Annotated in this window: 10 protein-coding genes; 8 read left to right on the forward strand and 2 right to left on the reverse strand. The window is 73.0% G+C overall.

Features of this window, described 5'->3' with window-relative positions; translation table 11 throughout:
* Positions 1 to 157: 157 nt before the first annotated feature.
* From ACRAKH_RS18190 to ACRAKH_RS18225, 8 genes are all read left to right on the forward strand, one after another.
* Positions 158 to 1,402 (forward strand): extracellular solute-binding protein, encoded by a 1,245-nt coding sequence (locus ACRAKH_RS18190; RefSeq protein ID WP_380719659.1) that lies wholly within the window; start codon positions 158 to 160, stop codon positions 1,400 to 1,402.
* A gap of 2 nt (positions 1,403 to 1,404) precedes the next feature.
* On the forward strand, positions 1,405 to 2,358 hold the full coding sequence (locus ACRAKH_RS18195) for a carbohydrate ABC transporter permease (protein ID WP_380719657.1): 954 nt from the start codon (positions 1,405 to 1,407) through the stop codon (positions 2,356 to 2,358).
* Positions 2,355 to 3,176, forward strand: a complete 822-nt coding sequence (locus ACRAKH_RS18200) for a carbohydrate ABC transporter permease (protein WP_380719655.1) — start codon at positions 2,355 to 2,357, stop codon at positions 3,174 to 3,176. Before ACRAKH_RS18195 ends, ACRAKH_RS18200 begins: the two co-directional genes overlap by 4 nt.
* 35 nt (positions 3,177 to 3,211) lie before the next feature.
* A complete protein-coding gene (locus ACRAKH_RS18205) occupies positions 3,212 to 4,705 on the forward strand; it encodes a beta-N-acetylhexosaminidase (protein WP_447009138.1) in 1,494 nt (497 codons plus the stop codon).
* 17 nt (positions 4,706 to 4,722) lie between these two features.
* Complete coding sequence (locus ACRAKH_RS18210) at positions 4,723 to 6,105, forward strand: cellulose binding domain-containing protein (protein WP_380719650.1); 1,383 nt, start codon at positions 4,723 to 4,725, stop codon at positions 6,103 to 6,105.
* A gap of 125 nt (positions 6,106 to 6,230) precedes the next feature.
* Positions 6,231 to 7,493, forward strand: a complete 1,263-nt coding sequence (locus tag ACRAKH_RS18215; RefSeq protein ID WP_380719648.1) for an MFS transporter — start codon at positions 6,231 to 6,233, stop codon at positions 7,491 to 7,493.
* On the forward strand, positions 7,490 to 8,887 hold the full coding sequence (locus tag ACRAKH_RS18220; RefSeq protein WP_380719646.1) for a pyridoxal phosphate-dependent decarboxylase family protein: 1,398 nt from the start codon (positions 7,490 to 7,492) through the stop codon (positions 8,885 to 8,887). Before ACRAKH_RS18215 ends, ACRAKH_RS18220 begins: the two co-directional genes overlap by 4 nt.
* Positions 8,888 to 9,150: 263 nt before the next feature.
* Positions 9,151 to 10,539, forward strand: coding sequence for a GntP family permease (locus ACRAKH_RS18225; RefSeq protein WP_380719644.1), 1,389 nt, complete (start codon positions 9,151 to 9,153; stop codon positions 10,537 to 10,539).
* Positions 10,540 to 10,597: 58 nt separating this feature from the next.
* On the opposite strand, the gene ACRAKH_RS18230 is transcribed toward ACRAKH_RS18225, so the two are convergent.
* Positions 10,598 to 11,449, reverse strand: a complete 852-nt coding sequence (locus ACRAKH_RS18230; RefSeq protein WP_380719642.1) for a trypsin-like serine protease — start codon at positions 11,447 to 11,449, stop codon at positions 10,598 to 10,600.
* 102 nt (positions 11,450 to 11,551) lie between these two features.
* The gene (locus ACRAKH_RS18235) at positions 11,552 to 12,760 is read right to left on the reverse strand and encodes a GNAT family N-acetyltransferase (protein ID WP_380719640.1); all 1,209 of its coding nucleotides are present in this window, start codon (positions 12,758 to 12,760) and stop codon (positions 11,552 to 11,554) included.
* Positions 12,761 to 12,825: the final 65 nt, after the last annotated feature.

Genomic DNA, 12,825 nt, shown 5'->3' on the forward strand with positions numbered 1-12,825 from the left:
CCGTGGCCAGTATGTCAGACCAGTGGTCAAGTGCCTCTTGACGAAGATCGAGAGCGCTCTCACGGCTGTGAACTGGGTGTCGACTGTCACATTGGTCTATGCCATCTTCGGACACGCTCCACCTGGGTTTACCAATTGGTCAGCTGAGAGGTGAGACGTGCCGAACCGCTCCGTCGCCTTCGTCCTCGCTCTGGGACTCACCCTGTCCGCCTGCGGCTCCGGTCCCGACGCGTCGGGCGGCAAGCAGGAGATCACCGTCTGGCTGATGAAGGACACCGCCACCGACGACTTCACCGCCCGCTTCGAGACCGAGTTCGAGCGGGACCACCCCGAACTGGACGTCAAGGTCCAGATCCAGGAGTGGAACGGCATCACGCAGAAGGTGGCCAGTGCCCTGGCCAGCACCGACCCGCCCGACGTGATCGAGGTCGGCAACACGCAGGTCGCCCAGTACGCGGCCAGCGACGGCGTCACCGACCTGTCCGGCAAGGTCGGCGAGCTGGGCGGCGGGGACTGGATCCCCGGCCTGGCCGAGCCGGGCGCGGTGGGCGGCAAGCAGTTCGGCATCCCGTTCTACGCGGCCAACCGGGTCGTCATCTACCGCAAGGACCTGTTCGAGGCGGCCGGCGTGACGCCGCCGAAGACGCGGGACGAGTGGCTGGCCGCCACCGCGAAGCTCGACCAGGGCGACACCCAGGGCATCTACCTGCCGGGCCAGAACTGGTACGTGCTGTCCGGGTTCGTCTGGGACGAGGGCGGCGACCTCGCCGAGCAGCGGGGCGACCAGTGGTCCGGCTCGCTGAGCACACCGCAGGCGTTGGCCGGGGCGGACTTCTACCAGCGGCTGCAGGCGTTGGGCGACGGCCCGAAGGACTCCGACGAGGCCAAGCCGCAGCAGACCGACGTGGTGGCGGGCGGCAAGGTCGCGCAGTTCATCGCGGTGCCCGGCGCGGCCAAGCTGGTCGCCAAGGCCAACCCCGAACTCGCCGACAAGCTCGGCTTCTTCCCCATCCCCGGCAAGACCGCCGACCGGCCCGGCGCGGTGTTCACCGGCGGCTCCGACCTGATCATCCCGCTCGCCTCCACCCGCCAGGACGGCGCCTACCAGGTGGTCAAGGCGCTGGCCGGGGAGAAGTGGCAGGTCGAGCTGGCCAAGGCGATGAACTACGTGCCGAACCGGACGAGCCTCGCGAGCGCGGTCGGCGACGACCCCGGCGCGGCGGCGATGGCGGCCGGCGCGGTCAACGGGCGGGCCACGCCGAACTCGCCGAACTGGGCGGCGGTCGAGGCGCGCAACCCGATCAAGGAGTTCCTGACCGCGGTGCTGACCGGCGCCGATCCGGCCGCCGCGGCGGCCGAGGCGGACCGGGTGATCGCCCAGGCGCTCAACTCGGGCGCCTAGCGATGTCGACGACGCTGTCGCGGGCGGTCCGGCACCGCCCGCCGCCGACCCCTCCCCCGCCGCGCCGGCGTCGGACGTCGTGGTGGCCGTACCTGCTGATCTCGCCGACGTTGCTCGCCACCGCGTACCTGCTGCTGTACCCGTTGGCGCGCAACGTGGTGATCTCGGTGCAGGAATTCGGCCTGCCCCAGCTGGTGCGCGGCGACGCGCGGTTCGTCGGCCTGGCGAACTACGCGCGGGTGCTGACCGACCCGGAGTTCTGGGCGGTGGTGCGGCGGACGCTGGTGTTCACCGCGGTCAACGTGGTGCTGATCATGGTGCTGTCCACGCTGGTGGCGCTGCTGCTGGTGCGGCTGGGCCGGTGGCTGCGGCTGCTGGTGATGGCGGGGCTGGTGCTGGTGTGGGCGACCCCGGTGATCGCGGCGACCACGGTGTTCCAGTGGCTGTTCCAGTCGCGGCTCGGGGTGGTCAACTGGCTGCTGGTGGAGCTGGGGTTCGAGGGCTACCGCGACTACGCGTGGTTCGCCGACGGCCCGGCCACGTTCGCCATCCTGGTGGCGCTGATCGTGTGGCAGTCGGTGCCGTTCGCGGCGCTGTCGCTGTACGCGGCGATGGTCACCGTCCCGGGCGAGCTGTACGAGGCGGCCCGGATGGACGGCGCGGGCGCGTGGCGGGTGTTCGCCTCCATCACGTTCCCGATGCTGCGGGCCATGTTCGGGCTGATCACCTGCCTGGAGGTGATCTGGGTCGTCAAGGCGTTCGTGCAGATCTGGGTGATCAGCCAGGGCGGTCCGGGGCAGGCCACCACCACGTTGCCGGTGTACGCGTTCCAGGTGGCGCAGTCCTTGCAGCGCTACGACCTGGGCGCGGCGGTGTCGATGCTCATGGTGCTGCTGCTGGTGCTCGCGCTGCTGGCGTACTTCCGGCAGATGTACCGGCAGGAGGAGGTCTCGTGACCGGCCGGGTGCTGCGCGCGGTGGCGGCGTTGGCGGTGTTCGCGGTCTCGGTGTTCCCGGTGTACTGGATGGTGCTGACGGCGTTCAAGCCGACGCGCGACATCCAGGCCGCGACGCCGACGTTCCTGCCGTTCTCGCTGACGTTCGACCACTTCGGCACGGCGGTGGCCGCGCAGGGGTTCTGGTCGTTCTGGCGCAACAGCCTGCTGGTCGCGGGCGGAGCGGTGCTGTTGGCCCTGGTGGTCGCGCTGATGGCGGCGTTCGCGGTGGCGCGGCTGCGCTGGAAGGGGCGGCGCGGGTTCATCCTCATGGTGTTCGTCGCGCAGATGACGCCGTGGGAGGCGCTGCTCATCCCGGTCTACGTGATCGCGCGGGACACCGGGACGCTCGACACCCTGTGGATGCTCACGCTCGTCTACTTCATGATCACCCTGCCGTTCACCGTCGTGACGTTGCGCGGGTTCCTCGCCGCCATCCCCGTCGACCTGGAGGAGGCCGCCCTGGTGGACGGGTGCTCGCGGGCGCAGGCGTTCCGGCGGGTGGTGTTCCCGCTGCTCGCGCCGGGGCTGCTGGCCACGTCGCTGTTCGGGTTCATCACCGCGTGGAACGAGTTCGCCTTCGCCAACGTGCTGATCATCAAGGACCAGGACGACCGGACGTTGCCGGTGTGGCTGTCCTCGTTCAGCAACACCTTCGGCACCGACTGGGGCGCCACGATGGCCGCCTCGACGCTGTTCATGCTGCCGGTGCTGGCGGTCTTCCTGGTGCTGCAGGGCCGCGTGACCACCGGGATCGTCGGCGGGGCGGTCAAGGGATGACGGCGGCGCCCGCTCCGGCCGGGGAGGGCCGGCCCGTGATCCTGCCACGACCGACGCGGCTGGTCCGGCGGCACGGCCGGTTCCCGCTCGACCACGACACCGCGGTCCGCGCCACGCCGGGCGCGGAGGGCGCCGCCCGGCTGCTGCGGTCGCTGCTGCGCCCGGCCACCGGGCTGCCGCTGCCCCTGCACGAGGACGGCCGGGTGGTGTTCGCGCTGGACCCCAGGCTCGTCGGGCTCGGCGACGAGGGCTACGCGCTGACCGTGAACGAGCACGCGGTGGTCCTGCGCGCCGCCACCCGGCAAGGGCTGGCGCACGGCGTGCAGACGATCCGGCAGCTGGTGTCGCCGGTGGCGCTGGGCGCGCGGCCGGTGTCCGGTGTGGACTGGGCGCTGCCCGGCGTGGACATCCGGGACGCGCCCCGGCTGCCGTGGCGCGGGGTCCTGCTGGACGTGGCGCGGCGCTTCCAGCCGATCGGGGTGCTGCGCCGGTTCGTCGACCTGATGGCGCTGCACAAGCTGAACGTGCTGCACCTGCACCTGACCGACGACCAGGGCTGGCGGATGCCGGTGCCCCGGCACCCGCTGCTGACCTCGGTCGGCGCCTGGCGGACCGAGACCGACGGCGACGGCGTGCCGCACGGCGGCGCGTACACGCGGGCCGAGCTGTCCGCGCTGGTGGCCCACGCCGACGAGCGCGGCGTGCGGATCGTGCCGGAGATCGAGATGCCGGGCCACGCGCGGGCCGCGTTGGCCGCGTACCCGCGGCTGGGCAACTTCCCGCGGCGGCGGCTGCCGGTGTGGACGCGGTGGGGTGTCAGCGACGCCGTGTTCGGCGTGGACGACCGGGTGCTGGAGTTCTGCCGCGACGTGCTGGACGAGGTGCTGGACGTGTTCCCCGGCCGGCACGTGCACCTGGGCGGCGACGAGTGCCCGACCGCGGAGTGGGAGTCCAGTCCCGGCGCGTGGGCGCGGGTTCGCCGCGAGGGGCTGGCCGGGCCGCGCGACCTGCACGGCTGGTTCCTGCGGACGGTGGCGGAGCACGTGATCGCGCGTGGCCGGGCGCCGGTGTCGTGGGAGCCGATCGGCGACGCGCGGGCGGTGGTGATGCCGTGGCGCGACGCGGCGGACGCGCGGTCGGCGCTGGACCTGGGCCACGACGTGGTGATGGCGCCGCACCGGTCGACCTACCTCGACTACCCGCAGTCCGCCGACCCCGACGAGCCCGCCGGACAGCCCGGCCTGGTCGTGACCGCGCACGACGTCTACCACGTGCCCTTGCCGCACGGGGTGCTCGGCGCGCAGTGCGCGCTGTGGACGGAGTACGTGCCGACCGCCGAGCACCTGGAACGGCTGGCGTACCCGCGGCTGGCGGCGCTGGCCGACTCCCTGTGGGTGCAGCGCCCGTCGTGGACCGATTTCACCGACCGGATGCGCGAGCACTCGGCCCGGTTGACCGCGCTGTCCGTGCCCTCGGGGCCCCTGGCCGGAGAGGAGGACGACGCCCGCTCCCCTATCCCACCCTGCTGACTCGAGGAGAGACAACTGTGTCCGCACGCATGATCTCGGCGATCGGAGCCGCCGCGGTGTCGGTCGCCGCGCTGGTGGTCGCCCCCATCGCGATGGCCGCCGACGCGGTCACCGCCCAGTACCGGACCAGCGCGTCCGCCGCGACGACCGACCAGGTCGAGCCGTGGCTCAAGCTGGTCAACGTCGGCAGCACGACCGTGCCGCTGGCGGAGTTGAAGGTCCGCTACTACTTCAAGAGCGAGACGCCCGACGTCGGGTACCGCTTCGCCTGCTCGTGGGCGGTGCGCGGCTGCGGCAACGTCACCGGCACGTTCGGCACGCTGACCGGCGGTTCCGCCGACCGGTACCTGGAGGTCGGGTTCACCGCCGGCGCGGGGTCGCTCGCGCCCGGCGCCGACACCGGCGACCTGCAGCTGCGCTTCTACCGGTCGAACTGGAGCCAGATCAACCAGGCCGACGACTACTCGTTCCGCGCGTCGAGCACCTACTCGGCGTGGTCGCGGGTGACCGTGCACCGGGGCGGCACCCAGCTGTGGGGCACGTCGCCCGGCGGCACCGGCCCCACCACCACGACCACCACCACTCCCCCGCCCAACCCGAACGGCCCAGCGCTGTTCGACGACTTCAACTACGCGAGCTCCGGCGACTCCCGGATCTCGCAGCGCGGGTGGACGGTCCGCTCGGGCGGCGGCGGCCCCGGTGTGCCGGGCGCGGTCTGGGACCCCGCGATGGTCACGTTCCCGACCGTGGACGGGCAGAAGTCGATGCGGCTGGAGTCGTCCAACAACGGCTCGTCGGCGCGGCAGACCGAGCTGTACCACCAGCGGAAGTTCTTCGAGGGCACGTACGCCGCGCGGGTGAAGTTCTCCGACGCGCCGGTCTACGGCCCGGACGGCGACCACGTGGTGCAGACGTTCTTCACCATCACGCCGCTGAACAGCGACATGGACCCGAACTACGGCGAGATGGACTTCGAGTACCTGCCGAACGGGGGCTGGGGCGAGCCCGCGAACATCATGTACGAGACCACGTGGGAGACGTACCAGAACGAGCCGTGGATCGCGGACAACGTCCACACCGAACAGCGGTGGAGCCACGCGGGCTGGCACGACCTGGTGATCCAGGTGTCCGGTGGTCGGGTGAAGTACTTCATCGACGGCACGCAGGTGGCCGACCACGGGGACAAGTACTACCCCGAGACGCCGATGTCGATCAACTTCAACCTGTGGTTCATCTCGGGCGGCCTGGTCGGCGCGCCCGGTGACCGCGCCTACCAGCAGCACGTGGACTGGGTGTACTTCGCGAAGGACCAGGTGTTGAGCCCGGCGCAGGTCCAGTCGCGGGTGACCGGCTACCGCTCGTCAGGCGTGGACCACGTCGACACGGTGCCTGCGGCCTGATCCGCCCGTCGACCACCGGTCCGCCGCCGGGCGGGCCGGTGGTCGACCCCGTTCCGGCCCGACCGTCCGGCGCCCCGAAGTCGGTCTCGCGCGGGCGGCGGGTCGAATGCGAAACTTCTCCGCCTATGCGGCAGATCACTCGTGGTGTCCGGGCGGGGTACGCGACCGGGTCGTTCGTCACCGGCGCGTTCGGCACGGTGCCGGGTCTGCTGCTGCTCCCCTACCTGACCGACGGCCTGGCCGTGCCCGCCGCCGTCGCCGGGCTGCTGGTGCTCGTGCCGAAGGCGTGGGACGTGCTGTTCAACCCGGTCGCGGGCCGGATCAGCGACCGCGCCGGCGTGCGGCGGCCGTTCCTGCTGCGCGGTGGGCTCGTCACGGCCGCCCTGTTCGCGCTGCTGTTCGCCGGACCGTTCACCGGCGCGGGCGCGGCGGTGTACGTGGCGCTGGTGTTCCTGGCGTGCGCGACGGCGTACGCGTTCTTCCAGGTGCCGTACGTGGCGATGGCCGCCGAGATCACCGAGGACTACGACGAGCGGACCCGCCTGATGGCGTGGCGGATGGCGTTCCTGGCATTGGCGATCCTGGTCAGCGGCGCGGGCGCGCCCGCTGTGCGCGATGCGGTGGGCTACCCGGGCATGGGGGTGGCGGTGGCCGCGCTGATGGTGGTCGGCACGCTGGCGACGTTCGCGGGCACGCGGGGCACGCCGGTGTCCCGTCGCGCGCCCGCGGCGGCCGGTGTGGGAGAGCTCGTGGCGGCGGTGCGGGGGTCGCGGCCGTTCCGGCTGCTGCTGGTTGTGTTCGTGGTGCAGGCCGTGGGACTGGGCACGATGCTGGCCGGTGTCGACTACTTCGCCCGCCTGGTGCTGCGCGAGCCGGGGTCGCAGGCGGCGTTGTTCGCCGGGTTCGTCGGGCCCGCGCTGCTGGTGATGCCGCTGTGGCAGCGGGTCGGCCGGCGGCACGGCAAGCGGGTCGGGCTGGTCGCGGCGTCGGCGCTGTTCGCGGTCGCGGTGGCCGGGCTGACCGCGTCACGGGTGCTGCCGGTGGCGGCCGTGCTCGCGCTGATGGCGGTGATCGGCGTCGGGTACGCGGGCATGCAGGTGTTCCCGCTGGCCATGCTCCCGGACGTGATCACCGCGGAGGAGCGGCGGACCGGCGCGACGCGGGCGGGCCTGTTCTCCGGCGTCTGGACGGCCGGCGAGACGTTGGGGCTGGCGCTCGGCCCCGGCGTGTACGGGCTGGTCCTGGCCTTGGGCGGGTACGTGGCGAGCACCGACGGCTCGGCCGCGCAGCCCGCCGGCGCGGTGACGTCCGCGCTGCTCGGTTTCACCGTCATCCCGGCCGTGCTGGCGCTGGCGGCCCTGCCCCTGCTGCGCGAGGAGACCTCATGAACGACGTGTTGGCCGAGCTGCGCGCGTTGCGGGCCGGCGACCTGCCCACGCACGGCGGTCGCACGTTGGCCTACGTGTACGACAGCGCGCTGCCGGGGCTGGACGAGCTGGCGGCGTCCGCGCACGCCTTGGCGTCGTCGGTGAACGGGCTCGACCCGACCGCGTTCCCGAGCCTGCTGACGCTGGAGAACGACGTGGTGCGCACGGCGGCGCGGCTGTTGGGCGGCGGGGCCGGGACCGTCGGCACGGTCACGTCGGGCGGCACCGAGTCGTGCCTGCTGGCGGTGGTCGCGGCGCGGGACTCGCGGCCGGACGTCGCCCGGCCGTCGATGGTGCTGCCGGAGACGGCGCACGCGGCGTTCCACAAGGCGGCGCACTACTTCGGCGTGCGGGTGGTCGCGGTGCCGGTGGACCCGGTGACGTTCCGGGCGGACGCGGCGGCGATGGCGGCGGCGATCGACCCGTCCACGGTGCTGGTGGTGGCGAGCGCGCCGTCGTACGCGCACGGCGTGGTGGACCCGGTCGCCGAGATCGCCGCCGCGGCGCTCGACCGCGGGGTGCGGTGCCACGTGGACGCGTGCATCGGCGGCTGGGTGCTGCCGCACGCGTCCGACGTGCCGCCGTTCGACTTCTCGGTGCCGGGCGTCACCAGCATCTCGGTCGACCTGCACAAGTACGCGTACTGCCCGAAGGGGACGTCCGTGCTGCTGCACGCGTCGGCCGACCTGCGCCGGCCGCAGTTCTTCGCGTCGGCCGCGTGGCCCGGCTACACGATGCTGAACTCGACCACGCAGTCCACCCGGTCGGGTGGGCCGCTGGCGGCGGCGTGGGCCGTGCTGCGGCACATCGGCGACGACGGGTACCGGTCGCTCGCGCACCGGGCCCTGGAGAGCACGCGGGTGCTGCGGGAGGGCATCGACGCGATCGACGGGCTGCGCGTGCTCGGGTCGCCGTCGGCGACGTTGCTGGCGGTCGCGGCGGCGCGGGACGACTTCGACGTGTTCACCGTGGCCGACGAGATGAAGGCGCGCGACTGGTACGTGCAGCCGCAGTTCGCCCACCGCTCGTCCCCCGCGAACCTGCACCTGACCGTGACGGCGGCGAACGCCGGGCACGAGGCCGGGTTGCTGGCCGACCTGCGGGCGTCGGTGGAGGCGGCGGTGGCGGCCGGGCCGGTGCGGGTGGCGCCGGAGGTCCTGGAGTTCGTCGGCGGGCTGGAGCCGGACTCGCTCACGCCGGAGGAGTTCGCCGGGCTGCTCGCCGCGGCCGGGATGGGCGGCGGCGACGGCGTGCTGCCGGAGCGGATGGCGACGGTGAACACGCTGCTCGCGGCGGCGAGCCCGGCGTTGCGGGAGCGGCTGTTGGTGGAGTTCCTGGGCGCGCTCTACTCCTGAGCCGAGCGCCCACCCGGCCGTCCACGCCGCGGGGTCGGGTGTCCGAACCCGTTCCGGGCGACGCCGTCCCGGCCAGGCCCGAGGCACCCGCTTCGGGCCTTTTTCGGCGCGGGCAAAGGTGCTACCTTTCGCCGCCGAAGATCACCGTCCTGTCACCCGACGGTCCACTGTGGACGGTTTACCGCCGCCGTGCCACCCGGCCCCCGACGCGAACCCGGCCACCCACCGATCTCCGAGGAGCCCGACGTGCAACGGAGCTGTCGATGAACACCACCGAAGACTGGGTCCAGACCCTCGGCGCCGGCGCGCTGCTGGGCATCGCGGCCGGCGCGGTCGCCCTCCTGCTGATCATGATCATCTACCTGCGCGTGCACGCGTTCCTGGCGCTGGTGGTGGTCAGCCTGCTCACCGCGTTCGCCGCGGGCATCCCGGCGAAGTCGGTGATCACCATCCTGACCGGCGGGTTCGGCACCACGCTCGGCAGCGTCGCGCTGCTCGTCGGCCTCGGCGCGATCCTCGGCCGGCTCGTGGAGGTGACCGGCGGGGCCCGGTCGCTGACCGACGCGCTGATCACCGCGTTCGGCGAGCGCCGCGCCCCGCTCGCGCTCGGCGTCAGCTCGCTGATCTTCGGCTTCCCGATCTTCTTCGACGCGGGCCTGGTCGTCATGTTGCCGATCGTGTTCGCCGTGGCCCGGCGGCTCGGCGGGGGCGTGCTCCGCTACGGCCTGCCCACTGCGGGCGCGTTCTCGGTGATGCACGTCTTCGTCCCGCCGCACCCCGGCGCGGTCGCGGCCACCGAGCTGTTGGGCGCCGACGTCGGCCTGGTCATCGCGCTCGGCCTGCTGGTGGCGATCCCGACCTGGTACGTGACCAGCTACCTGTACGGCCTGTGGGTGGGCAAGCGGCTGGTGCTGCCCGTGCCGGACATCCTCAGCGGCGGCCCGCAGGCCGAGGACGGCGAGGACCCGCCGCGTCCGGGCGTCGTCGTCGCCCTCCTGCTGCTCCCCCTGGTCATGATCTTCGCCAACACCGGCCTCGACGCCGCGCGCGCCGCCGGCCTGGTCGACGGGGACGCCTCGTGGTACGCGGTCGCCCGGGCGCTCGGCTCGACCCCGGTCGCCCTGCTGACCACCGTGCTCGTGACGTCGTACTTCCTCGGCGTCCGCCGCGGGCAGGGCAAGGACACCGTCGAGAAGCTGGTCGACTCGGCGCTCGGACCCGTGTGCTCGGTCATCCTCATCACCGGCGCGGGCGGCATGTTCGGCGCCGTGCTGCGCGCGGGAGGCATCGGCGGCGCCCTGTCCGACGGCCTGGCCGACCTCGGCCTGCCGGTGCTCCTGGCCGCCTACGTCATCGCCGCCGCGCTGCGCATCGCCCAGGGGTCCGCCACGGTCGCGCTCACCACCGCGGCCGGCCTGATGCAGCCCGTCGTGCAGGCCGGCGGGTTCAGCGCGGTCGAACTGGCCGCGATCGTCCTGACCCTGGCCGCCGGCTCGGTGACCGTCAGCCACGTCAACGACTCCGGCTTCTGGTTGGTCGGCCGCCTGATGGGGATGGACATCAGGACCACCCTCAAGACGTGGACGGTCATGGAGACCACGATCAGCCTGATGGGCTTCGGGATCGCCTCGATCCTCTACCTCGTCGGCTAGCGGGTTCCGACCGACGGCGTCCCGCCGCACGTCAGGGTGGGACGCCGTCGGTCCGGTGTCAGGGCAGCGCGACGAAGGGCGCGAGGAACGACCGGGCCGCCGGGGCGTCCAGCCGGTAGGTGACGTTCGTGGCGTAGCAGGGAGCGTCGCCGGTGATCGTGGTGGCGACCAGGACGCGCTTGCCGCCGATCGTGGCGAAGTTCGGGCCGCCGGAGTCGCCGTAGCAGGCGCCGCCGTAGCCCTGGGACTCGATCATCGACAGGCGCAACCAGTTGTTGTTGAGCGCGTTGAAGCCGAGCGTCGCCTTCATGCGCACGCCGCCGCCGGGGTGCGTGTGGCCGCCGGGACCGTTTTGGGCCTCCTGGGTGCCGTAGCCGACTGCGGTGTACTCGGCGGTGTCGAGCGCGCGCGGGCCCATCGCGTCGAGCAGGCCCGCCGAGGGCAGGGTCGCCGGGGTGAAGGACCACCGCGCGGCCACCTGCCTGGCGGGCACCTCGACCACGGAGATGTCGTGCGGGTCCGAGGACGTTCCGGGGTAGTCGGGGTCGTTGTGCGCCACGCCCCGCACGCCGACGGCCGCCGCCTTCTGCGCGGGGGTGCCGGGGGCGCGGTCGAGCGCGGACTGCACGTCCTGCTCCAGCGACACGTAGAACTGGACGTTCGACGGCCAGTCCGTGGTGCAGTGCGCGGCGGTGAGGAAGGTGTCGCGGTCGACCATCGCGCCGCTGCACACCCAGTCGACCCGGTCGGGGGTCGCCGGGTTGTCGTCGTTGTCCCAGGTGGCGACGAGCGCGCCGACCTCGGTGCGCTCCGGCGCGGGCGTGGCGTTGTACGTGTTGATCGCGGAAGCGGGCGTGGCGGTCACGGCGGCGATCGCCACGACGGCGGCGGCCACGGAAGCTCTGCGCATGGGCACTCCTTGCTGCGTGCGGCGTAGGAGCGCGATTGAACTCCGCGGCGGACGGCCGGACAACCTACGGACGGGGGTTGACGGGCGCGTCCCCGCGGCCGGTCAGAACCAGTGCAGGCAGTGCGGGGAGCGCTCGGTGCGGAAGAGGGCGTCGGCGAGGGCGGCCGCGCCCGGGCGGTGGACTCGGACGTGTCCGGCGCGCACGAGCGCGCTCGGGGTGGTGCCGCCGAGGTAAACCGAGCCCAGGTCGCTGACGTCGAACGACAGGTCGGGCTCCCGGTCCGTCGCGACGCACCCGGCCGTGCCGTCCCGGACGGTCAGCAGGTAGCGGTCGGACTCGCCGAGGAACGGGTCCTCGACGTCGAGGACGAGCTCGCCGTCCGCGGACCAGCCGCGCGCGGTCAGCGCACGGGGGACGTCCAGCAGCCGCACCCACAGCCAGTCGGTGTCGTCGCCGACCTCGCCGGCGCGGAAGTCGGCGAGCTGCCAGCGCAGCGGGTGATCGGGCGGGACGTGCTTGAACACGACCCGGCCGACGAGGTCGTGGCCGAGCAGGAACCGGGCCAGGGCGGTGAAGGCGGCGTCGTCGGTGGCGACGGTCTCGTCCACCGTCAAGGTGCCGCCGTCGCCGATCGAGTAGCTCGCGTAGCCGTTGGGGACGCCGTCGGCGGCACGGTGGACGGCGACGTGCCGCGGTGTCGACGCGACCGGCGGTTGTCCCGCGCCCGAAGCCCACCAGCGGTGCGGGCGGGACAGCGCGCCGGGCTGCGCGCGGCGGTACCGGTCGTAGACCTCTTCCAGGATCTCGCCGCAGTCGGCGCGCCGCAGCAGCTCGACCGAGCCGGTGGTGTCCCCGCCCGCCCGCGGGACGGCGAAGGCGGCCTGGTGGCGTTGCACCGTCAGCCGTCGTGTGTAGGTCGCGGGTCCGTAGCCGAACCTGCGGTAGATCAGGGCCTCGGTGGCCAGCAGCACGGACAGGAACTCCCCCGCCGCCCGCAGGTCGGTGAGCTGGCGCCGCATCATCGCGCTGAGCACGCCCTGACGTCGGTGCGTGGGCAGGACGCCGACGGCGGTCACCCCGGCGGCCGGGACGACGACGTCACCGGGCAGGGTGAGTTCGAACGAGTACGCGCCCGCGGTGCCGACGGGCCGGCCGTCCGCCGTCACGGCGAGCAGGTTGCGCTCCATCTCGATCGCCGACCACCAGAGGCCGCCGGCCTCGGTCGGTGTTTCCGGCAGGCGCCCGAACGCGGCGTGGACCGTGTCGACGAAGACGTCGAGGTCCTGGTCGGTCGTCGAACGGATCTCCATCGCTGCCTCTCCCGCACCACCGGCGCCCCACGGCTCGTGGGTGTCGTGCCGCAGTCCAGCGCCGC

The organism is Saccharothrix hoggarensis (genome assembly GCF_052936025.1).

Bases quoted from the DNA above. Each gene is read 5' to 3' on its own strand.
- ACRAKH_RS18195 (WP_380719657.1), top strand. From the start codon at position 1,405: ATGTCGACGACGCTGTCGCGGGCGGTCCGGCACCGCCCGCCGCCGACC.
- ACRAKH_RS18215 (WP_380719648.1), top strand. From the start codon at position 6,231: ATGCGGCAGATCACTCGTGGTGTCCGGGCGGGGTACGCGACCGGGTCG.
- ACRAKH_RS18220 (WP_380719646.1), top strand. From the start codon at position 7,490: ATGAACGACGTGTTGGCCGAGCTGCGCGCGTTGCGGGCCGGCGACCTG.
- ACRAKH_RS18225 (WP_380719644.1), top strand. From the start codon at position 9,151: ATGAACACCACCGAAGACTGGGTCCAGACCCTCGGCGCCGGCGCGCTG.
- ACRAKH_RS18230 (WP_380719642.1), bottom strand. From the start codon at position 11,449: ATGCGCAGAGCTTCCGTGGCCGCCGCCGTCGTGGCGATCGCCGCCGTG.
- ACRAKH_RS18235 (WP_380719640.1), bottom strand. From the start codon at position 12,760: ATGGAGATCCGTTCGACGACCGACCAGGACCTCGACGTCTTCGTCGAC.